General features: G+C 69.5%; 23 protein-coding genes. 16 read left to right on the top strand and 7 right to left on the bottom strand.

The features are described from left to right. The first annotated feature begins 57 nt into the window (after positions 1-57). Together AncyloWKF20_RS17270 and AncyloWKF20_RS17265 are read left to right on the top strand one after the other, a co-directional pair. Entirely contained in the window at positions 58-1,245 is a 1,188-nt protein-coding gene (locus tag AncyloWKF20_RS17270; RefSeq protein ID WP_279315208.1) for a M20 family metallopeptidase, read from the top strand. A 14-nt stretch (positions 1,246-1,259) separates the two neighbouring features. Beyond that, positions 1,260-2,495 (top strand): MFS transporter, encoded by a 1,236-nt coding sequence (locus tag AncyloWKF20_RS17265; RefSeq protein ID WP_279315207.1) that lies wholly within the window; start codon positions 1,260-1,262, stop codon positions 2,493-2,495. Here AncyloWKF20_RS17265 and AncyloWKF20_RS17260 read toward each other — a convergent pair. Then, positions 2,492-3,250, bottom strand: a complete 759-nt coding sequence (locus tag AncyloWKF20_RS17260) for a sulfite exporter TauE/SafE family protein (protein ID WP_279315206.1) — start codon at positions 3,248-3,250, stop codon at positions 2,492-2,494. The genes AncyloWKF20_RS17265 and AncyloWKF20_RS17260 overlap by 4 nt on opposite strands. A 105-nt stretch (positions 3,251-3,355) precedes the next feature. Further along, positions 3,356-4,327, bottom strand: a complete 972-nt coding sequence (tal, locus tag AncyloWKF20_RS17255; protein ID WP_279315205.1) for a transaldolase — start codon at positions 4,325-4,327, stop codon at positions 3,356-3,358. A 303-nt stretch (positions 4,328-4,630) separates the two neighbouring features. Here tal and AncyloWKF20_RS17250 point away from each other — a divergent pair, with 303 nt between their 5' ends. From AncyloWKF20_RS17250 to AncyloWKF20_RS17240, 3 genes are read left to right on the top strand one after another with little or no spacing between them, the layout of a single operon-like run. Continuing rightward, positions 4,631-5,470: a hypothetical protein gene (locus tag AncyloWKF20_RS17250; protein ID WP_279315204.1), complete on the top strand. Its 840-nt coding sequence runs from the start codon at positions 4,631-4,633 to the stop codon at positions 5,468-5,470. Positions 5,471-5,480: 10 nt separating this feature from the next. Then, on the top strand, positions 5,481-6,092 hold the full coding sequence (locus AncyloWKF20_RS17245) for a chromate transporter (RefSeq protein WP_279315203.1): 612 nt from the start codon (positions 5,481-5,483) through the stop codon (positions 6,090-6,092). Further along, positions 6,089-6,613 carry a chromate transporter gene (locus AncyloWKF20_RS17240; RefSeq protein WP_279315202.1) on the top strand — a complete coding sequence of 175 codons (525 nt, stop codon included), beginning with the start codon at positions 6,089-6,091 and terminating at the stop codon, positions 6,611-6,613. Before AncyloWKF20_RS17245 ends, AncyloWKF20_RS17240 begins: the two co-directional genes overlap by 4 nt. Positions 6,614-6,625: 12 nt before the next feature. Here the strand turns inward: AncyloWKF20_RS17240 and AncyloWKF20_RS17235 are convergent, their stop codons facing one another. Beyond that, the gene (locus AncyloWKF20_RS17235) at positions 6,626-7,327 is read right to left on the bottom strand and encodes an AIM24 family protein (protein ID WP_279315201.1); all 702 of its coding nucleotides are present in this window, start codon (positions 7,325-7,327) and stop codon (positions 6,626-6,628) included. Positions 7,328-7,511: 184 nt separating this feature from the next. Between AncyloWKF20_RS17235 and AncyloWKF20_RS17230 the strand changes: the two genes are divergently transcribed. Both AncyloWKF20_RS17230 and AncyloWKF20_RS17225 read left to right on the top strand, forming a co-directional pair. Then, the gene (locus AncyloWKF20_RS17230) at positions 7,512-7,838 is read left to right on the top strand and encodes a hypothetical protein (RefSeq protein ID WP_279315200.1); all 327 of its coding nucleotides are present in this window, start codon (positions 7,512-7,514) and stop codon (positions 7,836-7,838) included. A 160-nt stretch (positions 7,839-7,998) separates the two neighbouring features. Further along, positions 7,999-8,673, top strand: a complete 675-nt coding sequence (locus tag AncyloWKF20_RS17225) for a YoaK family protein (RefSeq protein WP_279315199.1) — start codon at positions 7,999-8,001, stop codon at positions 8,671-8,673. 21 nt (positions 8,674-8,694) lie between these two features. On the opposite strand, the gene AncyloWKF20_RS17220 is transcribed toward AncyloWKF20_RS17225, so the two are convergent. Together AncyloWKF20_RS17220 and AncyloWKF20_RS17215 are read right to left on the bottom strand one after the other, a co-directional pair. After that, a complete protein-coding gene (locus AncyloWKF20_RS17220) occupies positions 8,695-9,042 on the bottom strand; it encodes a hypothetical protein (protein WP_279315198.1) in 348 nt (115 codons plus the stop codon). A 106-nt stretch (positions 9,043-9,148) separates the two neighbouring features. Next, positions 9,149-9,745: a DUF6101 family protein gene (locus tag AncyloWKF20_RS17215; RefSeq protein ID WP_279315197.1), complete on the bottom strand. Its 597-nt coding sequence runs from the start codon at positions 9,743-9,745 to the stop codon at positions 9,149-9,151. Between the two features lie 217 nt (positions 9,746-9,962). Here AncyloWKF20_RS17215 and AncyloWKF20_RS17210 point away from each other — a divergent pair, with 217 nt between their 5' ends. The 5 genes from AncyloWKF20_RS17210 to lpxK all read left to right on the top strand — a co-directional run bounded on the left by AncyloWKF20_RS17210 (position 9,963) and on the right by lpxK (position 14,148). Next, complete coding sequence (locus AncyloWKF20_RS17210; protein WP_279315196.1) at positions 9,963-10,790, top strand: 3'(2'),5'-bisphosphate nucleotidase CysQ; 828 nt, start codon at positions 9,963-9,965, stop codon at positions 10,788-10,790. 67 nt (positions 10,791-10,857) lie between these two features. Continuing rightward, the gene (locus AncyloWKF20_RS17205; protein ID WP_279315195.1) at positions 10,858-11,094 is read left to right on the top strand and encodes a DUF4170 domain-containing protein; all 237 of its coding nucleotides are present in this window, start codon (positions 10,858-10,860) and stop codon (positions 11,092-11,094) included. A gap of 56 nt (positions 11,095-11,150) precedes the next feature. After that, positions 11,151-11,846, top strand: a complete 696-nt coding sequence (locus tag AncyloWKF20_RS17200; RefSeq protein ID WP_279315194.1) for a lysophospholipid acyltransferase family protein — start codon at positions 11,151-11,153, stop codon at positions 11,844-11,846. Beyond that, positions 11,839-13,134, top strand: a complete 1,296-nt coding sequence (locus tag AncyloWKF20_RS17195) for a 3-deoxy-D-manno-octulosonic acid transferase (protein WP_279315193.1) — start codon at positions 11,839-11,841, stop codon at positions 13,132-13,134. Before AncyloWKF20_RS17200 ends, AncyloWKF20_RS17195 begins: the two co-directional genes overlap by 8 nt. A 3-nt stretch (positions 13,135-13,137) precedes the next feature. Further along, positions 13,138-14,148 carry a tetraacyldisaccharide 4'-kinase gene (gene lpxK, locus AncyloWKF20_RS17190; RefSeq protein ID WP_279315192.1) on the top strand — a complete coding sequence of 337 codons (1,011 nt, stop codon included), beginning with the start codon at positions 13,138-13,140 and terminating at the stop codon, positions 14,146-14,148. Between the two features lie 18 nt (positions 14,149-14,166). Here lpxK and AncyloWKF20_RS17185 read toward each other — a convergent pair whose 3' ends face one another. Together AncyloWKF20_RS17185 and xseA are read right to left on the bottom strand one after the other, a co-directional pair. Then, a complete protein-coding gene (locus AncyloWKF20_RS17185) occupies positions 14,167-14,391 on the bottom strand; it encodes a DUF2093 domain-containing protein (protein WP_267584296.1) in 225 nt (74 codons plus the stop codon). An 88-nt stretch (positions 14,392-14,479) separates the two neighbouring features. Continuing rightward, positions 14,480-16,096 carry an exodeoxyribonuclease VII large subunit gene (gene xseA / locus AncyloWKF20_RS17180; protein ID WP_279315191.1) on the bottom strand — a complete coding sequence of 539 codons (1,617 nt, stop codon included), beginning with the start codon at positions 16,094-16,096 and terminating at the stop codon, positions 14,480-14,482. 312 nt (positions 16,097-16,408) lie between these two features. Here xseA and AncyloWKF20_RS17175 point away from each other — a divergent pair, with 312 nt between their 5' ends. The 4 genes from AncyloWKF20_RS17175 to glyS all read left to right on the top strand — a co-directional run bounded on the left by AncyloWKF20_RS17175 (position 16,409) and on the right by glyS (position 22,342). Then, the gene (locus AncyloWKF20_RS17175; RefSeq protein WP_279315190.1) at positions 16,409-17,353 is read left to right on the top strand and encodes a glycine--tRNA ligase subunit alpha; all 945 of its coding nucleotides are present in this window, start codon (positions 16,409-16,411) and stop codon (positions 17,351-17,353) included. Between the two features lie 58 nt (positions 17,354-17,411). Further along, positions 17,412-18,647: an FAD-dependent oxidoreductase gene (locus AncyloWKF20_RS17170; protein WP_279315189.1), complete on the top strand. Its 1,236-nt coding sequence runs from the start codon at positions 17,412-17,414 to the stop codon at positions 18,645-18,647. A gap of 97 nt (positions 18,648-18,744) precedes the next feature. Continuing rightward, a complete protein-coding gene (locus AncyloWKF20_RS17165) occupies positions 18,745-20,055 on the top strand; it encodes an MFS transporter (protein WP_279315188.1) in 1,311 nt (436 codons plus the stop codon). Between the two features lie 109 nt (positions 20,056-20,164). Further along, positions 20,165-22,342 (top strand): glycine--tRNA ligase subunit beta, encoded by a 2,178-nt coding sequence (gene glyS / locus AncyloWKF20_RS17160; RefSeq protein WP_279315187.1) that lies wholly within the window; start codon positions 20,165-20,167, stop codon positions 22,340-22,342. Positions 22,343-22,610: the final 268 nt, after the last annotated feature.

Here is a 22,610-nt window from a genome sequence, read left to right as displayed (position 1 = left end):
CTCGTCCGCCCGCCCGCGCCATACAGGCGGCGGGCACCCCGCAGGGCGAGCGGACGCATGAGCGAACAGCAGTCACAGGCCGGCATTGTTCCTGCGCTCGCGGCGCAGGCCGGGGAACTCACCCAGTGGCGGCGCACGCTGCACGCGATGCCGGAAACCGCCTTCGAGGAGCACCGCACCAGCGCTTTTGTCGCCGAGCGGCTGGAGAGCTTCGGCCTGCCGGTGGTGCGCGGCCTTGCCGGCACCGGTCTGGTGGCGACGCTGAAGGGCACGCGGGGCGCCGGCCCCTCCATCGGCCTGCGCGCCGACATGGACGCGCTCGACATTCTGGAAGCCACCAACCTGCCCTACCACTCGGACACGCCGGGCAAGATGCACGCCTGCGGCCATGACGGGCACATGACCATGCTGCTCGGCGCCGCCCGGCATCTGGCGGCGAACCCGGATTTCGCCGGCACGGTGCATTTCATCTTCCAGCCGGCCGAGGAAAATGAGGGCGGCGGCAAGGTGATGGTCGAGCAGGGCCTGTTCGAGCGCTTCCCGATGGATCAGGTCTATGGCCTGCACAACTGGCCGAACGCCCCCTTCGGCACGGTGCTCGGCCGGCATGGCCCGATGTTCGCCGCCTTCGACATTTTCGAGGTGAAGGTGATCGGGCGCGGCGCCCATGCCGCCATGCCCCAGCGCGGCATCGACCCGGTGCTGGCGGCCTCGCTCATCGTCGCCCAGCTGCAAAGCATCGTCGCCCGCTCGGTGAGCCCGCAGGAGGCGGCGGTCGTCACCGTCACGCAGATCCATGGCGGCGACACCTGGAACGTCATTCCCGACGAGGTGGTGCTGCGCGGCACGGTGCGCACCTTCGCCAAAGAGGTGCGCGACCTCATTGAGACGCGCTTCCGTGCGGTCGTCGAGGGCGTCTGCGCCGCGCAGGGAGCAAACGCCGAGATCCGCTATGAGCGGCGCTACCCGGCGACGGTGAACTGGCCGACCCAGCTGGAGACCGCCTTCGCCGCCGCCCGCGCCACGGTCGGCGCCGACAAGGTGGTGACGGATTTCGAGCCGATCATGGCGGCGGAGGATTTCGCCTACATGCTGGAGGCGGTGCCCGGCGCCTATGTGTGCCTGGCCAGCGGGCCGGGACCGAACCTGCACAACGCCGCATATGATTTCAACGACGCGCTGCTGCCGATCGGCGCCAGCTACTGGGTCAACCTCGTCCATTCCCTGCTGCGCCCGGCGGCCTGAGCCCGAGATCTTCCATGAGCGCCGCCGCCGCCGCCCCGCACCGGCCCCCCGGCGGGCGCAGCCTGTTCATCACCGGGCTCGGCGTCGGGCAGGTGATTTCCTGGGGCACGCTCTATTACAGCTTCCCGCTGATCGCGCAGGCCATGGGGGTCGAGCTTGGCTGGTCCAAGGCCGAGCTTTATGGCGCGGCGACGCTCGGCCTCGCGCTCGCCGGCCTCGTCGCCTATCCGGTCGGCGCGGGCATCGATGCCGGTTATGGCCGGCTCATCATGGCCGGCGGCTCGGTGCTGGCGGGGCTGCTGTTCATGCTGTGGTCCCAGGCCGAAAGCATGGCGCTGTTCTACCTCGCGGTCGCCGGCATCGGCGCCATGCAGGCGGCAACGCTCTACGACCCCGCCTTCGCCGTGGTCGCGCGCCGCGTCGGCCCGCTTCAGGCGCGCGGCGGCATCACCGCGCTGACCCTGTGGGGCGGCTTCGCCTCCACCGTCTTCATCCCGCTGGTGCAGCTTCTCCTCGACGCGGTGGGCTGGCGCGACACGCTGATGATCCTCGGCGCGATCAACATTCTAGTCGCGGCGGTGCTGAACTTCGTCGTGATCGACCCGCGCGCGGACGCGCCCATCGCCCCGCCGCGCCCGCAGGACGAAGCGCCCGGCCGCTCGGCTATCGCCGAGGTGATGCGCCAGCCCGCCTTCTGGGCGCTCGCCATCGCCTTCACCGCCTATGCGGTAGTGTTCTCGGGCTTCACCTTCCACGCCTACCCGCTGCTGATCGAGCGCGGCTTCGACACGCATACGGTGGTGAGCGCCATCGCCATCATCGGCCCGGCGCAGGTGACCGGGCGCATCGCGCTTTGGGTGCTGGCGCCGCGCGCGCCGATGCGCCTTGTTGGCGCGCTCGCCGTCGCGGAGTTCCCGGTGGCCTTCCTGGCGCTGGAATTCATGCCGCCGGACTTCGTCTGGGTGGCGCTGTTCGGCATGGTGTTCGGCGCGGTGAACGGCATCACCACCATCGTGCGCGGCCTCGTCGTGCCGGAAATGCTGACGCGGCGGGCCTATGGCGCGGTGAACGGGGCGATGGCCGTGCCCGCCACCATCGCGCGGGCGCTGGCCCCCGTCGGCATGGCGGGGCTGTGGACCCTGACCGGCTCCTATGACGCGGTGCTTACCGCCATCATCCTCGCCGCGCTGGTGGTCGCCGCCGGCTTCTGGAGCGCGGTGTTTTTCACGCGCGGCGCCGACCGGGTTTAGATCCCGAGCATGCCGCGCGTGCCGTCCCACAAGAGCTTCAGCGAGAGCAGGAACAGCGCGACCACGATCAGCCGGTAGAACAGCTTCTCCGGCAGGCGGCGCGTCACCCAGACGCCGGCGAAGGTGGCGAGGATCGCCACCGGCATCAGCGCGGCGGTGATCTTGAGATTGGACGGGTTGAGCTGGCCGAGCGCCCAATAGGGCGGGAGCTTCATCGCGTTGATGGCGGCGAAGGCGATGGTGGTGGTGCCGGCATAGACCATTTTCGGCAGGCGCTGCGGCAGCACATACATCTGGTAGGGCGGCGCCCCGCCATGGGTGACGAAGCTGGTGAAGCCGGACACCGCGCCCCAGAACAGGCCGCGTGGAATATCGGCCGGGCGCGGCGTCGCCCCGACATTGCCGAACCAGCGCACGAGGCAGAAGGCGAGGCCGATCAGCCCGACGATCACCTCCACCATCGCATCGGTGACGATGGAAGCGGTCGCCCAGCCAATGGCAATGCCGATGGCGGCGGCGGGAATGACGATGGCGAGCACGCGGCGGGAGAATTCGCGCCGATAGGCCCAGACGCCGAACATGTCGCTGACCACATAGACCGGCAACAGCAGGCCGGCGGCGGCGATGGGCGGCATGACCAGCGCCATGATCGGCACGGAGAGCGTGCCGATCATCGGCACGCCGCCCTTGCCCATGCCGACGCAGAAGGCCGCGAGGACGGCGGCGGCGGCAAAGGCCGGATCAATGGGGAGCATAAGCGGCAACGTGGCTGAGAAAGGCGGGAGCCCTCCTCCTGAACGAAACGAGGAGGGCGGGAGCCCTCCTCTCGGGTGCGATGAGGCGGGCGGGGCCCTCCTCTATCAGGCGGCCTTCGCGCCTTCCAGCCGCTTGGCGACCAGCCCGCGCAGCGTGCGCAGATCCTTGACGAACTGGCGGATGCCTTCCGACAGCTTCTCGGTCGCCATCGCGTCCTCGTTGAGGGCGAAGCGGAAGGCCTTCTCGTCGAGCACGATCTTGGCGGGGGTCACGTCGATCTTCGCCGGGTCGAGCTTGCGCTCCAGCACGCCCTCATCCTTGGCGAGGTCGTCGAGCAGCGAGGGGCCGATGGTCAGCCGGTCGCAGCCCGCCAGCGCCTCGATTTCGCCGGTGTTGCGGAAGGAGGCGCCCATCACCACGGTGCTGATGCCGTGCGTCTTGTAATAGGCGTAGATCTCGCGCACCGACTTCACGCCCGGATCGGTCTCCGAGGTGAAGGGGCCCTCGCCCGCCTTGACGTGCCAGTCGAGGATGCGACCGACGAAGGGCGAGATGAGGAAGGCGCCGGCATCGGCCGCCGCCACCGCCTGCGCCATGGAGAAGAGCAGCGTCAGGTTGCAGTCGATGCCTTCCTTCTGCAGCACTTCGGCGGCGCGGATGCCTTCCCAGGTCGAGGCGATCTTGATGAGGATGCGCTCGCGGCCGACACCGCGCGCCTCGTAATCGGCGATGAAGCGCCGCGCCTTGGCGAGCGTCGCCTGCGTGTCGAAGGAGAGGTCGGCGTCCACCTCGGTGGAGACGCGGCCGGGCACGATCTTGGAGAGCTCGGCGCCGAAATTCAGCGCCAGCCGGTCACAGGTGGCGTCCACCACCGCCTCGCGCGCCCCGCTCTGGGTCTGGCCCCATGCGATCGCCTCGTCGACCAGCGGCGCATAGGCCGGCATCTCCGCCGCCTTGAGCAGCAGGGTCGGGTTGGTGGTGCAGTCCTGCGGCTTGAGCCGGCGGACCGTCTCGATGTCGCCGGTATCGGAGACGACGACGGTCATGGAGCGGAGTTGGTCGAGCTTGGACGGCATGGGACGATCTCTCTTCTTGCGGCTACCCGTGAGGGGCGTCGGCGACGGCGGATGGTCGGGCGGGTTGGACCATGGACTGGTCCCCCGGTTCAAGCTGTGTTCGGCCTTGCACCGTCCCGGCGACGCTCTTGTGACACATCGCGACTAGGCGTAAATCCTAGCGATCTTCACAACCGGATGAAACCATCCGGCGGGACAGTCCACCGGGTCGCGCAGGGCTCTGGCGCAGCCCGCTCCAAGGTGACATCATACCGGGCTCGTAATCCCCCTGCCGGTCCCGGACCGGCGCGTGCGAGGCGTTCGATGGACGATATTCACTACCGTGAATACAAGATCCTGCTGCGGCCGGAGCGTTTCTTTGACCCGCACCAGTTCGAGGTCTACTGGCACAAACTGGGCCTCATTGCCCCCGAGTTCAAGGTCGGCGTGACCACGAACAAGGACGGCTTCAAGCGCCATGTGCGCGAGGTGCTGTTCTACGATACGCCGGATTACAATCTTTACCGGCACGCCTTCATCCTGCGCAAACGCACCTTCTACACCGATGGCTGGCCCGATCCCGAGCACGAGCTGACTTTCAAGTTCCGCCATGCCGACTTCGATACGGCGGCGAGCGTCGATGTCACGCCGCATCTGAGCGGCACGGCCAACATCAAGTTCAAGGAAGAGCTGCTGCCGCTGAAGGACAGCCTCGGCGGCATGCGCTCGCTCTACTCGCATAATTGCGTGCTGCTCTCGCCCGGCCTCATCCTCGACGAGGGGCTGGAGCGCATCTCCCGCGTCTTCCCGGCCATTGGCGAGCGCTGCGACTCGCATAATGACGACAAGGTCTCGCTGGTGAACAACCTGCCGGTCGAAGAGGTGCAGGTGAATGTCGGCTCCTTCGATTTCGGCCACGGGCTGGTCGCCAAGGCGACCATCGCCGTGTGGCGCGACCGGGCGACCGAGAGCTCGATCATCGGCGAATTCGCCTTCCAGGCGAAGTTCGACCGCTATGACCAGCTCCACGCCAAGGCCCGCACCCGCTCCGAGGAATTCTTCAAGGCGATCCAGAACGAGGCGCCGGAATGGGTGCAGCTCGGCACCACCAAGACCTCGCTGGTCTATAATTTCGGCAAGCAGCTCGCGGAAAGCCACGAGTGAGCCCGCGGCGATGAGCGGCACCGTCGAGCCCGCCCCGGCGGAGGATGCCGGCGGCTACAGCCTGCCGCGCGACGTCTCGCTGTGGGAGATTTTCGTCACCTTCCTGGTCATCGGCGCCACCAGCTTCGGCGGCGGCGTCGTCGCTTATCTGCGCGCCGGGCTGGTGCTGAAGAAGCGCTGGCTCGACGAGGAGCACTTCATGTCGGCGCTGGAGATCTCGCAGGCGCTGCCGGGGCTCAACGCGACCAATATGAGCATCATCGTCGGCGACCGGCTGCGCGGCGTGCCCGGCTCGATCATCGCCTTTCTCGGCATCACCCTGCCCGGCGCGGCGCTGGTGATGCTGCTCGGCGTGCTCTACGCCTCGAACGCGCATAATCCTTATGTCAACGCCGCGCTGGTCGGCGTTGGCGCCGCGGCGGTGGGCATGCTCACCGCGGTGACCGTGCAGATCGGCCGCAAGCAGTTCGGCGGGCTGATCGACGCCGCCATCATCGCTGTCACCGTGCTGATGGTGAGCGTGCTGCACATCTCGCTGGTCTGGGTGCTCATCACCGTCGGCCCGGCAGCGGTGTTCATCTATCGCCCCCGCAAGGACGTGCCACCGGAGACCGGCGAATGAATGAGAACCTCTCCGTCCTCGCGGTCTTCTCGTTGCTCTCGGTGCTCGCGGTCGGCGGCGGCGCGGCGGTGCTGCCGGAAACCAAGGCGCTGGTGGTGGAAACCCATCACTGGCTGAATGACGACCAGTTCCGCGACATCTATGGCCTCGGCCAGGTGGTGCCGGGCCCGAACATGCTGATGGTGATGGTGATCGGCTATCACGTCACCGGCTATACCGGCGCGCTGCTGGCCTTTCTCGGCTTCTTCGTGCCGGCGGGTATCATCTCCTGGGGCGCCTCGCGGGTCTGGGACCATTTCGAGGGCTCGCCCTGGCGCGCCTCGCTGCAGAAGGGCATGGCGCCGCTGGTGGTCGGGCTGATGGCGGCGGGCGCCATTTCCATCGCCAAGACGGCGATCGACGGCGCGCTCACCGTCGCCATCGCGGTGGCGGTGTTCCTCGGCGTGTTCTTCGTCAAGAAGGTCAACCCCGCCATCTTCGTGCTCGGCGGGGGCGTGGTCGGGCTGGCTTTGCTGAGCTGACGCTCGCGCCTCTCACCCCTGCTTGGCTGGCAGGTAATGGCTGATCGTGTGGGCAAGGCCCGGCGCGGTCAGGGTCTGCAGCCACACCTTGCCGGGGCCGGACAGCTTCACCAGGAACAGCCCGTCACCGCCGAATAGCGCGTTGCGCACGCCGCGAATGGCGGTGAGCTCGAAGGACACGCTGTCCTCGAAAAAGCCGACATGGCCGGGATGCACCATGAGGAACTGGCCGGGCTGGAGATCATAGGTGACGATCTCGCCACCGACCTCGATCCAGGCCTTGGCGTCGCCCGAGAGCCGCTGGAGGATGAAGCCCTCCCCGCCGAACACCGCCCCGCCCAGCGTCTGCTGGAAGGCGGAGGCGATCTCGACCCCCGGCGTGCCGCAGACAAAGCCGTGGCGGTGGACGAGATAGCCGCGCTCGCGCGTCACCTCGACCTCGATGATGGTGCCCGGCAGCTTGGCGGCGAAGGCCACATTGCCCGCCCCGCGCTGGGCGGCGAACTCGGTCATGAACAGCCCGCCGCCGGAGACCGCGCGGCTGACCAGCCCGAACAGGCCGCCACCCCCACCGCCGCCCACGGCGGTCGAGGTGGTCATGGCGATGTCGCCGGACATCCAGGAAAGCTGGTCGGGCACGCCGACCACCCTTTCGCCGGCTTCCAGATAGATTTCGAGCACGGGCAGGGTGGTGCCGATGATCTTCGAGCGCATGGCGTTACCTCCGGCGCGTCAGGGCGCGTTTGTCCGTGAGCTTAAGGGAGCCGGCGGGACGAAATCCAGCCGGCTGAGAAGAAACCATGTTCAAGAAATTTTCGCCTTGGCATGGACTTAGGCGTGCCGGGCCGCAAAGCCCGTGATAGTTTGACCCGTCTGGTCACATCCTCGGGAGCGTTCCATGCGGAACCGTTTCGCGGCCTTCTCCTCATCCCTGCGCAAGAACCTTCTCGGCCTCGCTGTCGGCGCGGCCACCCTCGCGGCCGCCGGCCTTGGCGGCACCTCGGCGCACGCCGCGGTCGCCGGCCCGGCGCTCGGCACCGCCATGCCCTCCATCCAGCTCACCGAGAATGTGCGCTGGGTCTGCGGCGTGTGGCACTGCTGGTGGCGCCCCAACTGGACCTACGGCACCGTGCCGCCCTATGCCCGCGCCTGGGGCCCGCCGGAGCGTCCCGGCTGCTTCTGGCGCCGCAACTGGGGTGGCGGCTGGACCCACGTCTGCCCCTGATATCGCGTGATCCCCGGATCGCGTCCGGCCTGATCCGGCTCACCTCGGATCGGCCGGATGAGGCGGCATCGTCGCCTGCCCGCCCGGCGCCGCGCGCGCCGTATCGCATCGAAAGGGGCGCCTCGAGCGCCCTTTTCTTCGCCGAGCTGAATTCTCCGCCATGCCCACGGCCTATCGCCCGCTCATCTTCGCCAGCCTGGCCACGCTGATCGCCGGCTTTGTCGACGCGGTCGGCTATGCGCATCTGGGTGGACTGTTCCTCTCCTTCATGAGCGGCAACAGCACGCGCCTCGGCATCCAGATCGCCAACGCCCATTGGGATCTCGCCGGGCTCACCGCCACCATCATCGCCAGCTTCGTGCTCGGCGCCTTTGTCGGCACGCGGGTGGCCGATGCCACCGGTGACTGGAAGCTGGTGAGCATTCTCGGCGTCGAGGTGGCGCTGTTCGCGCTGGCGGCCGGGCTCACCGCCGCCGGGCTCGGCGTGTCCTCGCTGGTGCCGGTGGCCGTGGCGATGGGCATGCAGAACAGCGTGCACCAGATCATCGCCGGCGCCGATATCGGCAAGAGCTTCGTCACCGGGGCGCTGTTCGGCCTCGGCCAGTCGCTGGCGCGGCTGTCCAAGGGCACGAGCAAGCCGGCCGAGGCCATCGCCTATGCGGGCTCCTGGGGCTGTTTCGTCGTGGGTGCCGGCATCGGCGCCCTGATGCTGGACGCCGCCGGCCTCAGCCGGGCGCTCATCAGCGGCGCGGTGCTGCTGGCGGGGCTATCGCTGACCGCCTGGGCGTTTCACGGCCACCTCATCCATCCGGTCGGCCGCTCCGGCGGCGACTGAACCGCTCCTGCAGGCCGGCCGCTACTGCAGCCCGATGGCGTCGCGCGCGGCGGCGACCTCTTTCTGGCAGCCATCCTCATTGCCGGCGGCGGCGGCGGCGCGGGCGCGCTCCAGCGCCTTCTGCGCGATTTCCGGCTTCACGCCATCGCCGATCTCCGCCTCGACCTTGGCCATGCTGGACGGCGAGGGGTCATGGCTAAGCAGCGCCGCGTCGCTTTCCGGCGCGGGCGGGCCGCCGGCGGCGAGATCCGCGATCATCCGGTCGAGCGCCGCCTGCGTGTCGTCGGCGGCCTGGGTGCAGGGGCTGGCGGAGGCAACGGTCGACGCCAGCAGCAAGGCGGCGAAAGCGAGGGACAGCCTGTTCGTCATGATGGGTCTCGAACGCGACGGCGCTGCAACGCGCGGGGTGACGGAATGCCCGTGTCATGTCCCGCCATTGCAGCAGCACCATGGCGGCGCGCGCCCAAGGGCCGCGTCAGTCCCGCGCGATCAGCTCGCGCTCGCCACGATGCACGTCGAGATCGCCGAGCGGACGGCCGGCGGCACGGCGGCGCAGCATGGTCGGGCGGCGGTGCTTGAGCGCGCCGCGCCCGCGCCGGCGCAGCCGGGGCGTGGCGACCGTGACGCGCCCGATCATGCCATAGGCCGGGCGGCGGGTACCGTCGGCTTCCGTCACCAGCATGGGCAGGCCGAGCGCCGCGCTCCAGCCGCGCCATTCGGCGACGACATCGTCGATATGCGGCGCGGAATAGAGCGTCACCGACAGCGCCGGATCGGCATGGACCAGCACGATGGCGACGCCCTCATCCTCGCCCTGCGGGTCGAGCAGCGCGACCGCGAGGCCCTGATAGGCCGCGAGCGGCAGAGTGAGCTTCATCGGCACGCCAGCCGTGCGCCGGCGCAGCACCAGATGGTCAGGATGCAGCTCTACCCGGCGCACGCCATTGTCGGCGGGGGGGTCGATCGACTGGAACACCAGCGGCCAGTCGGTCGCCGCCCGCGGGCGTTCCAGGCAGACATAGGGAAAGATCGGCTCGGCAGCTCGCGCCGCCGCTCGGAATGGACGCATCATCGTAATCCCTGCCGGTTTTCAGGCTCTGACGGCCCCGGTCGTATCGGCAAGCTAACGTTCGACCCCTCGCTTCCGGCTTAAGGGACATGGTTGACCGTTTCTTCGCGCCGGAAGCACAGCCACTTCCGCCCGCTATGCTTGACGGAAGCTTGCCGCGCGGGGCCTCCATGCTCATCTGGCGGTTGCCAGCGCCCGCCGCTGCGCTTAAGCCCCCGGCATGAGCGAGAACGCCGCCGACCGCCCAACCCCGCCGCACGCCCCACTGGCTGATCCGCTGGCCGATCCGGCCGTCGCGGCAGGGCACCTTGCCGAAGCCGTGGTCGCCGCCGGCGCCGTGGCGGTCGCCATGTTCCGCGACGGGGTGAAGTCTTGGTCGAAGCACAATGACTCGCCGGTGACCGAGGCGGACCTGGCCGTCGACCTGATGCTGCGCGAGCGGCTCAGCCTCATCGGCCCGGATTATGGCTGGCTGTCGGAAGAGACGGTGGACGAGCCCTCGCGCCTGACGCGCCGCCGGGTCTGGATCGTCGATCCGATCGACGGCACCCGCGCCTATATGGCCGGCGGGGCGGACTGGTGCGTCGAGGCCGCGCTGGTGGAGGATGGCCGCCCCATCGCCGGCGCGCTGTTCGCCCCGGTGACGGAAGAACTGTTCATCGCCGTGCGCGGCGGCGGGGCGACCCGCAACGGGCGGGCGATCGAGGCCTCGCAGGCGCCGAATCTTGCCGGGGCGCGCGTCGACGGGCCGGTGCCCTTCCTCAACCATATCGACCGCGCGGGCACCGCCCACCGGGTGCAGCGGATCCGCTCGCTCGCCCTGCGCATCGCCCGCGTCGCCACCGGCGAGCTCGATGCCGCCTTCGCCTCGCCCAATGGTAACGACTGGGACCTTGCCGCCGCCGACCTTTTGGTGCACGAAGCAGGGGGACGCCTCACCACCCTCGACGGGCTTCCGCTCGCCTACAACGCTCCGATACCGCGCCATGGAGCGCTGGTGTCGTCCGGCGCGCTGCTGCATCCCTCGCTGATGGATGCCGTGCGCTGAGGGCGCGGCGACGGAATCCGCGCGGGCGAGCTACCCGGATCGGAAACAACGGCAGCAGACTGGGCTCATGACCACCCCTCAGCTTCTTCATCTGGTTTTCGGCGGCGAACTCGAAAGCCTTGACGGCGTCACCTTCAAGGATCTCGACAAGCTCGACGTCGTGGGCATCTTTCCGAACTACGCCACCGCCCATGCCGCCTGGAAAGCCAAGGCGCAGCAGACGGTGGACAATGCCCAGATGCGCTATTTCGTCGTCCATCTGCATCGCCTGCTGGATCCCGAGACCAGCCCGGCCGCGCGCTGACGCTGCGGCCCCGGACAATGTGGCGTAGACTGCGCACGTCGCAGACAGTGCGGACCGTGCTCGGCCGGAGCATGGCCGGCTATCTGCGTTTCGTCTGGCGTACCCAGCGCGTGGTGATGGAGCCGGCCAATCTCTATGATCTGGCCGATGCCCAACTGCCGATGATCCTGACCTTCTGGCATGGGCAGCATTTCCTCACCCCGTTCCTGGTGAAGCCGTATCACCGGGCCCGTGTCATGATCTCGCGCAGCGCCGATGCCGATGTGAACGCCATCGCCGCCGAGGCGCTGGGCATCGGCACGGTGCGCGGCTCGGGCGCGCAGGGGCGCGACTTCCGCGTCAAGGGCGGGTTCAACGCGACGCTGGAGATGATCCGCCATCTGTCGGAAGGCACCAATGTCGCGATGACGGCGGATGTGCCGAAGATCTCCCGCATCGCCGGGCTCGGCGTCATCACCATCGCCAAGCATTCCGGCCGGCCGATCTATCCCGTCGCCATCGCCACCTCGCGCCGCATCCTGGCGAAGAGCTGGGACCGCGCGGCGATCCATCTGCCCTTCGGCCGCGCCGCCGTGGTGGCGGGCGATGGCGTGCTGGTGCCGGCGGATGCCGGGCCGCAGGAGCTGGAGGCCGCCCGCCGCGAGCTGCAGCGCCAGCTCGAGGAAGCCACCGCGCGCGCCGAGGCGCTGGTCGGGCGGCCCGCACCGGCCAGCGCCGGCCGGGATGCCGGCGCCGGAACGCCCAATGGCTAAGGCCCGCTCGACCTTCCTCATCCGCGGCTATCGGCTGGCGACCTGGCTGGCCACGCCCTTTGTCCGGCTGATGCTGATCGGCCGGCTGAAGCGCGGCAAGGAGGAACCGGCGCGGCTGCGCGAGCGCTTCGGCCGGGCCGGGCTGCCGCGCCCCAAGGGGCCGCTGGTCTGGGTGCATGGCGCGAGCGTCGGCGAGATGCTGGCCGTGCTGCCGCTGATGGACAAGCTGCGGGCGCGCGGCTTCAAGGTGCTGCTGACCTCGGGCACGGTGACCTCGGCCCGGCTCGCCGCCTCACGCCTGCCACCGGACATCGTGCACCAGTTCGTGCCGCTGGATTCCCCGCTCTTTCTGCGCCGCTTCCTCAAGCACTGGCGGCCGGACCTCGTGCTGCTGGTCGAATCCGAGCTGTGGCCGAACCTGCTGATCGAGGTGAATGCCCGGCGCACGCCGCTGGTGCTGGTCAATGCGCGCATGTCGCCGAAATCCTTCGCCAACTGGCAGAAGGTGGGCGGCAGCGTCGGCGCGCTGCTGGCGCGGGTCGATCTGTGCCTCGCGCAGGCGCCGGACGATGCCGAGCGGCTGCGCGGCCTCGGCGCGCCGCGCGTGGCGGTGACCGGCAATCTGAAATTCGACTCGCCCCCGCCGCCGGTTGATCTCGTCGCCTTCGACCAGCTCCGCGCCGCCTCCACCGGGCGCACCGTGTTCGTCGCCGCCTCCACCCATCCGGGCGAGGAGGAGGTGCTGATCGAGGCGCATCAGCGCCTCGCGGCGGAAATTCCGAACCTGCTCACCATCATCGCCCCCCGCCATCCCGAGCGCGGGCTGGAGGTGGCGCGCCTCGCCAATGAGGCCGGCTGCCCGGCGGTGCTGCGCAGCGACGGCTATCTGCCCGACAAGGGCACCGCGATCTATGTCGCCGACACGATCGGCGAGCTCGGCCTGTTCTACCGGCTCGGCGCCGTCGCCTTTCTCGGCGGTTCGCTGGCCCGCAAGGGCGGGCAGAACCCGATCGAGCCGATCAAGCTCGACATGGCCATCCTGCACGGCCCGCACACCACCAATTTCAGCGATCTCTACAGCGAGCTCGACGCCAATCGCGGCGCGGTGCAGGTGGAGGACGCCCGCGCGCTGGCCGCCACCGCCTTCACCCTGCTGAAGGACACGGCGGCGCGCGAGCGCATGATCCGCGACGGACAGGCGACCATCGACAGCTTCGGCGGGGCGCTGGGGCGCACGCTGGTCGCCATCGACCCCTATCTGGTGCAGATCCGTCTCGAAAGGCGCTGAAGGATGCAGGCGCCGAAGTTCTGGTGGCAACGCGACCCCACGCTGGCGGCGCATCTGCTCTCGCCGCTCGGCGCCCTGGTCGGCGGGGTGACGCTGGCGCGGCTGCGCACCGCCGGCACCGCCATCGGCGTGCCGGTGATCTGCGTCGGCAACCCGACGGTGGGCGGGGCCGGCAAGACGCCGACGGTGATCCAGCTCGCGCGGCGGCTGTTGGCGCAGAAGCACACCCCGGTCATCGTCACGCGCGGCTATGGCGGGCGCGAGCGCGGGCCGCTGCGGGTCGATCCGCGCGGCAGCACCGCCGCCGATGTCGGCGACGAGCCGCTGCTGCTCGCCCGCGCCGCGCCGACCTATGTGGCGCGCGACCGGCTGCTCGGCGCGCAGATGGCGGCGCAGAGCGGCGCCGATATCGTGCTGATGGATGACGGCTTCCAGAACCCCGCCATCGCCAAGACTCTGTCCATCCTCGTGGTCGATGCGGGGGTCGGCGTCGGCAACGGGCTGTGCCTGCCGGCGGGTCCGCTGCGCGCGCCGCTGCGCCCGCAGCTCGACCGGGCGCAGGCGCTGCTGATCGTCGGCGAGGGCGCGCCGGGCGAGCGCGTGGCGCGCGACGGCTATGCGGCGGGCATCCATGTGCTGCGCGGGCGCCTCGCGCCGGATGCGCACACGGTCGCCCGGCTGTTCGGCCGGCGCGTGCTGGCCTATGCCGGCATCGGCCGCCCGGCCAAGTTCTTCGACACGCTGCGCACGCTCGGCGTGCTCACCACGGTCACCCGCGCCTTCCCCGACCACCATGTGTTCACGCCCGGTGAGATCGCCGAGCTTCAGGTGCAGGCGGCGCGCGCGGACCTGCTGCTCGTCACCACGGAAAAGGACGCGGCGCGGCTCGCCAGCACCGAGGCCGGGCGGGGATTGCTGGAAATGAGCGAGGTTCTGCCGGTGCGGCTGGCGCTGGAGCCGAGCAGCGCCAAGACGCTCGACCGGCTGATGGCGAGCGCCCTGCGCGTCGACTGAACGGGCGTCAGCGGGACGTCAGCTGGACTTGAGCCGATCCGGGTGCAGGCGCGCCAGCACCGCCTGCGGCGTCGCATAGGCTTCCTGCAGATCGACGCTCCAGTAGCGGAGCTCGTCGAGCGGGATGGACTGGCCGGTCACGGCGCAGCGCACGAAGGTGCCGGGACGCACGACCCGGAAGTCGCCGTCGAGATAGCGCACCTCGGCTTCGCCGGAGGCAGAAAAACGTTCGAAGCGGTTCATGCTTCCGCTCATGCGGTTGGTCGGCTTTACCCGACAATAAGGATCGGCCGCCCTTCCCGCAAGCGAGGGGGCAACCGGCGAGAAGCGGCTAATTGCCGAACAAGGTGGGTTGGCGGGTCGCGTCCGGCAAGGAGCGTGACGACTTTGCCTTGCGCGGGGCGCGCGCGGGCGGGGGCGTGCCGGGATCGGACGGGGCAAGCCCCTCGCCTGCGGTCGCCGCCACGCGGCCGTCGCGGAACTCGATCTCCAGCGCCTGCCCGGCGCTGACCGCCGCCGCGGCGTGGAGCGGCGTGCCCTCGCCATCGCGCACCAGCGCGAAGCCGCGTTCCAGCACGCCCTTATAGGACAGCGCGTCGAGCAGCCGGCTGGCGCGCTCCAGCCGCCGCTCGCGGTCGAGCCGGCTTTGCAGGTGGCAGCGGTGCAGCCGGTCGAGAAGGCCGGCGAGCCGGTCGCGGCCGCGCTCCAGCCGGTTGCGCTGGGCCTGCGCGGCAAGGCCGAGCCCGGTTTCGAGGCGCGACAGGCGCTTGCGGTGCGTACCGGTATTTCCGGTGAGCGAGAGGGGCAGGCGCGGGGCGACCAGCATCAACCGCTCGCGCCGCCGCCCCAGCGCCGTCGCCAGCATCTGCGGCGAGAAGCGCGCCTCGGCGCGGGTGAGGCGCAGGCGATGCGCGCCGGCATTGGCTTTCAGCGCGCGCGGCAGGCGCCCGCTCGCGAGGTCCAGCCGCTGGCGTGGGCCGGCGAGCAGCGCATCGGCGCTCGGCAGCAGGCGGCCGAGGGAGCGCAGATCGGTGCGCCGGCGCTCCGTGCCGCGCACCAGCGCGCCGGTGAGCCGGGCCTTGAGGCTCTCAATGCCGGCGATCAGCTCGCCGCGCACCGGCACCGCCATTTCCGCCGCCGCCGTGGGCGTCGGGGCGCGCACATCCGCCGCGAAGTCGATGAGCGTCACGTCGGTCTCGTGACCGACGGCGGAAATGAGCGGGATGGCGCTTTCCGCCGCCGCCCGCACCACAGCCTCATCGGAAAAGCCCAAGAGGTCTTCCAGCGAGCCGCCGCCGCGCGCGACGATCAGCACGTCCGGGCGGGGAATGGGACCGTTGGCGGGAAGCGCGTTGAAGCCGCGAATGGCGGCGGCGACTTCCGCCCCGGACGTGTCGCCCTGCACCCGCACCGGCCAGACCAGCACATGGCGGGGGAAACGATCGGCGAGGCGATGGAGAATGTCGCGGATCACCGCGCCGGTCGGCGAGGTGACGACGCCGATGACGCGCGGCAGGAAGGGCGGGCGGCGCTTGCGCTCGGGCGCGAACAGGCCCTCGGCGCCGAGCCGGCGCTTCCTCTCCTCCAGCATCGCCATGATCGCGCCGGCGCCGGCGAATTCCAGCTGCTCGATGACGATCTGGTAGGAGGACTTGCCGGGAAAGGTGGTGATGCGCCCGATGGCGACCACTTCCAGCCCTTCCTCGGGCCGCAGCTTGAGCCGGCCGAACACGCCCTTCCACACCACCGCGTCGATGCGGGCGTTCTGGTCCTTTAGGCTGAAATAGGCGTGGCCCGAGGAATGCGGCCCGCGATAGCCGGAGATTTCTCCGCGCACCCGCACATGGCCGAACGCATCCTCCACCGTGCGCTTGAGCGCGCCGGAGAGTTCCGAGACGGTCCAGTCGGGGGCGTTGGAGACGGGCGATTCGGGGGCGAGGTCGGGCATGGGGGGAGTGATAGTCGGTTTTGCCGAGGGCGGGAACCGGTGGGGTCTACCGTCATCCCGGCCGCAGGCCCACCGTCATCCCGGCCGGAGGCGCAGCCGTAGAGCCGGGATCGCTCTCCATCCGGCTCACGATCCCGGATCGGCCTGCGGCCGTCCGGGATGACGGCAAGCGGGCGCGGCCCGGCCGCTGACCGGGCAACTCAGGATGACGTCCCGCGGGACGCTGCGCGGAACAGGCCCCGCCACCTTGATCCCCGCCCCCGCGCGGCCTAGGTTGCGCGCGATTTTTCCCGCCAACCGCCGGCCTTCCCGATGATCGATCCCAAGCTGCCGCCGCATATGCGCCCCGACAAGTCGTTCCAGGGGCTCATCCTCGCGCTCCATGCCTTCTGGGCGGACAAGGGCTGCGTCGTGCTCCAGCCCTACGACATGGAAGTCGGCGCCGGCACCTTCCACCCGGCGACCACGCTGCGCGCGCTCGGGCCGCTGCCGTGGAAGGCGGCCTATGTGCAGCCCTCGCGCCGGCCCAAGGATGGCCGCTATGGCGAGAACCCCAACCGGCTCCAGCACTATTACCAGTATCAGGTGATCCTGAAGCCCTCGCCGCCGGACCTGCAGGAACTCTACCTCGCCTCGCTGGAAGCCATCGGCATCGACCTCAAGCTGCACGATGTGCGCTTCGTCGAGGATGACTGGGAGAGCCCGACGCTCGGCGCCTGGGGCCTCGGCTGGGAGTGCTGGTGCGACGGCATGGAAGTCTCGCAGTTCACCTACTTCCAGCAGGTCGCCGGCTTTGAATGCGCCCCCGTCGCGGGCGAGCTGACCTATGGTCTGGAACGCCTCGCCATGTATGTGCAGGGCGTCGAAAACGTCTACGACCTCAATTTCAACGGCCGCGAGGGTGACGAGAAGGTCACCTATGGCGACGTGTTCCTGCAGGCCGAGAAGGAATATTCCCGGCACAATTTCGAGCACGCCGACACCGCCATGCTGTTCGAGCAGTTCCGCATGGCCGAGAGCGCGGCGGCGAAGTACCTCGAGGCCGGCTGGGAGGATGACTCCAAGACCCGCCACCTCATGGCGCAGCCGGCCTATGACCAGTGCATCAAGGCGAGCCACGTCTTCAACCTGCTGGATGCGCGCGGCGTCATCTCGGTGACCGAGCGCCAGAGCTACATCCTGCGGGTGCGCGAACTGGCCAAGGCCTGCGGCGCCGCCTGGCTCGCCACGGAAGCGGGCGGCACGCCGGCGGGCTGACCCGCGCAACCTTTCGCACCGGCCGGGGTTCTCGCATCGCCTCCAGCAGCGAGACCCCATGTTCGATCCCGAGACCACCGAGCAATCCGACCTTCGCGAAGGCCGGTCCCCCTGGCACAGCGACGGGGTCGCCAGCCCGTTCCGGCCGCTGGCGCAGAACATTTCCTGCGACGTGCTGATCGTCGGCGCCGGCATCAGCGGCGCGCTGATGGCCGAGCATCTCACCGCGCTCGGCCATGATGTGGTGCTCATCGACCGGGAGGAACCGGGGCGGGGCTCGACCGTCGCCTCGACCGCCATGCTGCTGTGGGAGATCGACCGCCGGCTGGGCTTCCTCACCGACCGCATCGGCTTCGAACGGGCCGCCAACATCTACCGCTACAGCTACCGGTCGGTCGCGGGGCTGGCCGCCCTCGTGCAGGAACAGGCCATCGCCTGCGATTTCACGCTCCGCCCCTCGCTCTATCTCGCGGCGGAGGAGGTGGGCGCGCGGGCACTGATGGACGAGCTGGCGCTGCGCCACCGCGCCGAGCTGCCCGGCGCCTTCCTCGGCCATGCCGACCTGCTCGGCACCTTCGGCATCACCCGCGAGGGCGCCCTCCTGTCGCCCGGCTCGGCCGAGGCCGATCCGCTGCGGCTCGCCCACGGCCTGCTGACGCGCGCCCTGTCGCGCGGGGCGCGGCTCTTTCATGACGAGGCGGTCCGCTATGAAAGCCTCGGCCGCCGCGCCGGCGTGACGCTCGCCAGCGGCCACAGCATCGAGGCGGGCGCGGTGGTTCTCGCCACCGGCTATGTGCTGCCCGACATCGTCCGGTCGGACCTGCACGACATCGGCGCGAGCTGGGCGCTGGCGACCCCCGCGCAGGCACCCGCCGCGCTCTGGCGCGAGCGCGCGCTGATCTGGGAAGCCTCCGAGGATTATCTCTACGCGCGCACGACCGCCGACGGGCGCATCGTCATCGGCGGCGAGGACGAGGACGGCATGACCGACGCGCCGGAGCGGGCCGCCAAGGGCCCGGCCAAGGCGGCGGCGCTGCTGGGCAAGCTCGCTACGCTCCGCCCGCAGGCGGAAATCGCCGCCGACATGGTCTGGTCCGGCGTCTTCGGCCGCACCAGCGACGGCCTGCCGCTGATCGGCGAGGTTCCCGGCCATCCGCGCCTGTTCGCGGCCTATGGCTATGGCGGCAACGGCATCACCTTCAGCTACATGGCCTCGCGCATCATCGCCCGGCTCATCGCCGGCCACCGCGAGCCCTGGTATGAGGATGTGGCGCTCGACCGGGCCGCTCCCTGACGCTGCCCGCAGAAAAGCCATGTTCCTGAACGGCGAGGGCGGTTAGGCTGGCCGCCCACAGGCCGCCATTCCGGCGGCGCCGCAAGGGAGCGCGCCGGTGTCGGTCGCCGAATTCAGTGACGCAGGACGCATCGATGATCTCCGCTCGACCCGGCGCGCGCCGGTGCGCAGCCTGGTCGCGGGCGCGCTCGGCAATGTGCTGGAGTGGTACGACTTCGCCGCCTATGGCTTCCTCGCCGCGATCTTCGCCAAGAACTTCTTCCCCGACAGCGACGCCTTTGTCGGGCTGATCTCGGCCTTCGGCGTGTTCGCCGCCTCCTTCCTGATGCGCCCGGTCGGCGGCGTGGTGTTCGGCCATATCGGCGACCGCTATGGCCGCCGGCGCGCGCTGCTGATCTCCGCCGCGCTGATGACCGGCTCGACCGTCGCCATCGGCCTCTTGCCGACCTACGCGACGCTGGGCGCGGCCGCGCCCGTGCTGCTGCTGGTGATGCGCCTCTTGCAGGGGCTGTCCATCGGCGGGGAATACACGACCTCGGCGATCTATCTGGCGGAAAACGCCAAGGCCGAGCGGCGCGGGCTCATCACCTCCTTCGCCGGCTGCGGCGCCTCGGCGGGCACGCTGCTCGGCTCGGCGGTGGGCGCGGTCACCGCGATGATGATGAGCACCGACGACCTCACCGCCTGGGGCTGGCGCATCCCCTTCCTCGCGGGAATCCTGCTCGGCGGCTTCACGCTCTATCTGCGCCGCGCCTCCATCGGCGAGGATGAGGCGCCCCCGGCCCGCGCGGTGACGGAAGGGCTGCCGCTGGCGCTCGCGCTGCGCACCGACAGCGCCAACATGCTGCGCGCCCTGCTGATGAACCTGACGCTGGGCGTCAGCTTCTACCTGATCTTCGTCTACCTCACGACCTACATGCAGCAGGTGGACAACCTGACCGCCCGGCTCTCGCTGCAGATCAACACCATCTCCATGGTCACGGTGCTGATCCTCGCGCCGGTGTTCGGCGGGCTGTCCGACCGCATCGGGCGCAAATGGATGATCGCCAGCGGCCTCATCGGCATGGTGCTGCTGTCCTGGCCGCTGTTCCGCCTGCTGGATTCCGGCACGGCGGAAGGCGCGCTGCTCGGCCAGATCGGCTTTGCCGTGCTGATCGCCATGTATGCCGGGCCGATCCCCTGCGCGCTGGTGGAGATGTTCCGTTCGGCGACGCGCTGCTCGGCGCTCTCGCTGTCCTACAACATCTCGGTGGGCCTTGCCGGTGGCACCGCGCCGATGGTCGCGGTCTATCTGGTCAGCCGCGAGCACTGGGACATGGGCCCGGCCTGGTATCTGATCGGGCTTTCCGTCATCTCGCTCGCGGCGACGCTGACCATGACCGAGCGGCGCGGCGCGCCTCTGGGCTAACCATCCCTTGGCTAACGCGTCCCTTGGGCTAAACGCACTCCCCTCGCCCGGCGTGACGTGCTAGGGCGTGCGGACCTCATCCTGCCCCGCCACATCAGCCGACAGCGCCATGCCCGATCTCCTGCTCGAACTGTTCTGCGAAGAAATCCCCGCCCGCATGCAGGCGGCCGCCGCGGACAGCCTGAAGAAGCTCGTCACCGATGCGCTGGTCGAGCGCGGTCTGGTCTATGAGGGCGCCAAGGCTTTCGTGACCCCGCGCCGCCTCGCGCTCGCCGTGCACGGCCTGCCGGCGCAGCAGCCGGACACGCATGAGGAGCGCAAGGGCCCGCGCGTCGGCGCTCCGCAGGGCGCCATCGACGGCTTCCTTAAGGCGGCGGGGCTGACCTCGCTCGACCAGGCGAAGATCGTCAGCGACCCGAAGAAGGGCGATTCCTACGTCGCCCATATCCACAAGCATGGCCGCCCGACGCCGGAGGTGATCGGCGAGATCGTGCCGGCCATCATCCGTTCTTTCCCGTGGCCGAAGTCGATGCGCTGGGGCAAGGCCTCGGCCCAGCCCGGCGCGCTGCGCTGGGTGCGCCCGCTGCAGTCGATCCTCTGCACCTTCGGGCCGGAGACCGAGGAACCGGAAATCGTCGCCTTCGATGTCGACGGCATCACGGCCGGCGACGTGACGCGCGGCCACCGCTTCCTCAGCCCCGGCCCGATCAAGGTCCGCCGGCTGGAGGACTGGATGGCCAAGCTTGAGGCCGCCAATGTCGTCGCCGACCGCGAGCGGCGCAAGGACATCATCCTCAACGACGCCAAGGATCTTGCGCTGGCGCAGGGGCTGGAGCTGGTCGAGGATGCCGGCCTCTTGGAGGAAATCTGCGGCCTCGTCGAATGGCCAGTCGTGCTGATGGGCGCCTTCGACCCGGCCTTTCTCGATGTGCCGGACGAGGTGATCCGCGCCACCATCCGCGCCAACCAGAAGTGCTTCGTCCTGAAGAACCCGGCCACCGGGCGCCTCGCCAACAAGTTCATTCTGGTGTCGAACCTCATCGCCTCCGATGGCGGCGCGGCGATCATCGCCGGCAATGAGCGCGTCATCCGCGCCCGCCTGTCCGACGCCAAGTTCTTCTGGGAGACCGACAAGAAGACCAACGCCACGGTTTCGCTCCCGGACCGGCTGGCGAAGTTCGGCAATGTCACCTTCCACGAGAAGCTCGGCTCGCAGCTGGAGCGCATCCGGCGCATCGCGGCTCTGGCGAAGACGCTGGCCCCGCTGGTCGGCGCCGACCCGGACCTTGCCGAGCAGGCCGCGCTTTATGCGAAGTCCGACCTGCGCACCGAAGTCGTCGGCGAGTTCCCGGAAGTGCAGGGCCTTATGGGCCGCTATTATGCGGAGCTGGAAGGGCTCGACCCCGCCATCGCCGCCGCGGCCGAGGAACATTACAAGCCGCAGGGCCCGACCGACCGCGTGCCCACCGCCCCGGTCTCCGTCGCCGTGGCGCTGGCCGACAAGCTCGACACGCTGGTCGGCTTCTGGGCCATCGACGAGAAGCCCACGGGCAGCAAGGACCCCTACGCGCTGCGCCGCGCCGCGCTGGGCGTGGTGCGCATGGTGCTGGAGAACCAGATCAAGCTGGGCCTACTCCCTGTATTCTTTAAGCATTTTGACCTTCTGAACAGGCCAGTCGACAATACTCTCGAAAGCTATAGCTTGCTTGAGTTCATTGTTGATCGTCTGAAAGTGCAGCTTCGCGAGCAAGGGACGCGACATGATCTTGTCGATGCGGTGCTAGTTTCGGGACAGTTGGTCAATCATGGGACCATCGGAGCAAACGGACAAACGACGGCACCCGTTGTCAGCCAATACACGAATGACGTGTTGCTCCTCATCGTGAAGCGCGTCGAAGCCCTGTCCCGCTTCCTCAGCTCCGAGGACGGCAAGACGCTGCTCGCCGGCACCAAGCGCGCGGCGAATATTCTGCGCATCGAGGAAAAGAAGGACGGCCATACTTACGAGGGCGGCATCGACGCCGGCCTGCTGGCCGAGCCGGAGGAGCGCGCGCTCAGCGAGGCGCTGGCTGGCCTGCGCCCGCAGATCGAGGCGGCGCTGGTGGCGGAGGATTTCGAGGGCGCCATGGGCCTGATGGCCCGCCTGCGCGCGCCGGTCGACGCCTTCTTCGACAAGGTGACGGTTAACGCCGAGGACGCCGCCCTGCGCCAGAACCGCCTGCGCCTGCTGGCGGAAATCCGGGCGCTGACCCGCACCGTCGCCGACTTCGACCGCATCGAGGGCTAGGCGCCGGCGGCGTCCCGCTGTCATCTGCCGAGTCGATGCCACCCCTCACACCGTCATCCCCGGACTTGATCCGGGGATCCACGACTTGGGTGGCGCATCGGAGGGAAGTCGTGGATGGCCGGGTCAAGCCCGGCCATGACGGCGTGTGGGATGAAGAGCGTCATGGGCGGGCGTCCTACTTCTCGCCACGTCATCCCTCTGGAAATCGTCATCCCGGAACGGCCGCAGGCCGTATCCGGGATCGCGTCCCGCTGTTCCCGCCCCACTC

The sequence above is a fragment of the Ancylobacter sp. WKF20 genome, from assembly GCF_029760895.1.
GTDB lineage: Bacteria > Pseudomonadota > Alphaproteobacteria > Rhizobiales > Xanthobacteraceae > Ancylobacter.
Note: the sequence above shows the minus strand (reverse complement) of the source record. Positions and strands in the feature narration are given on the sequence as shown.

Coding starts and splice junctions, on each gene's coding strand:
- AncyloWKF20_RS17225 (WP_279315199.1), top strand. CDS start 7,999: ATGCCCACGGCCTATCGCCCGCTCATCTTCGCCAGCCTGGCCACGCTG.
- AncyloWKF20_RS17245 (WP_279315203.1), top strand. CDS start 5,481: ATGAGCGGCACCGTCGAGCCCGCCCCGGCGGAGGATGCCGGCGGCTAC.
- xseA (WP_279315191.1), bottom strand. CDS start 16,096: ATGCCCGACCTCGCCCCCGAATCGCCCGTCTCCAACGCCCCCGACTGG.
- AncyloWKF20_RS17210 (WP_279315196.1), top strand. CDS start 9,963: ATGAGCGAGAACGCCGCCGACCGCCCAACCCCGCCGCACGCCCCACTG.
- AncyloWKF20_RS17270 (WP_279315208.1), top strand. CDS start 58: ATGAGCGAACAGCAGTCACAGGCCGGCATTGTTCCTGCGCTCGCGGCG.
- glyS (WP_279315187.1), top strand. CDS start 20,165: ATGCCCGATCTCCTGCTCGAACTGTTCTGCGAAGAAATCCCCGCCCGC.
- AncyloWKF20_RS17235 (WP_279315201.1), bottom strand. CDS start 7,327: ATGCGCTCGAAGATCATCGGCACCACCCTGCCCGTGCTCGAAATCTAT.
- lpxK (WP_279315192.1), top strand. CDS start 13,138: ATGCAGGCGCCGAAGTTCTGGTGGCAACGCGACCCCACGCTGGCGGCG.
- AncyloWKF20_RS17175 (WP_279315190.1), top strand. CDS start 16,409: ATGATCGATCCCAAGCTGCCGCCGCATATGCGCCCCGACAAGTCGTTC.
- AncyloWKF20_RS17250 (WP_279315204.1), top strand. CDS start 4,631: ATGGACGATATTCACTACCGTGAATACAAGATCCTGCTGCGGCCGGAG.
- tal (WP_279315205.1), bottom strand. CDS start 4,327: ATGCCGTCCAAGCTCGACCAACTCCGCTCCATGACCGTCGTCGTCTCC.
- AncyloWKF20_RS17265 (WP_279315207.1), top strand. CDS start 1,260: ATGAGCGCCGCCGCCGCCGCCCCGCACCGGCCCCCCGGCGGGCGCAGC.
- AncyloWKF20_RS17230 (WP_279315200.1), top strand. CDS start 7,512: ATGCGGAACCGTTTCGCGGCCTTCTCCTCATCCCTGCGCAAGAACCTT.
- AncyloWKF20_RS17260 (WP_279315206.1), bottom strand. CDS start 3,250: ATGCTCCCCATTGATCCGGCCTTTGCCGCCGCCGCCGTCCTCGCGGCC.
- AncyloWKF20_RS17215 (WP_279315197.1), bottom strand. CDS start 9,745: ATGATGCGTCCATTCCGAGCGGCGGCGCGAGCTGCCGAGCCGATCTTT.
- AncyloWKF20_RS17240 (WP_279315202.1), top strand. CDS start 6,089: ATGAATGAGAACCTCTCCGTCCTCGCGGTCTTCTCGTTGCTCTCGGTG.
- AncyloWKF20_RS17185 (WP_267584296.1), bottom strand. CDS start 14,391: ATGAACCGCTTCGAACGTTTTTCTGCCTCCGGCGAAGCCGAGGTGCGC.
- AncyloWKF20_RS17195 (WP_279315193.1), top strand. CDS start 11,839: ATGGCTAAGGCCCGCTCGACCTTCCTCATCCGCGGCTATCGGCTGGCG.
- AncyloWKF20_RS17220 (WP_279315198.1), bottom strand. CDS start 9,042: ATGACGAACAGGCTGTCCCTCGCTTTCGCCGCCTTGCTGCTGGCGTCG.
- AncyloWKF20_RS17205 (WP_279315195.1), top strand. CDS start 10,858: ATGACCACCCCTCAGCTTCTTCATCTGGTTTTCGGCGGCGAACTCGAA.
- AncyloWKF20_RS17170 (WP_279315189.1), top strand. CDS start 17,412: ATGTTCGATCCCGAGACCACCGAGCAATCCGACCTTCGCGAAGGCCGG.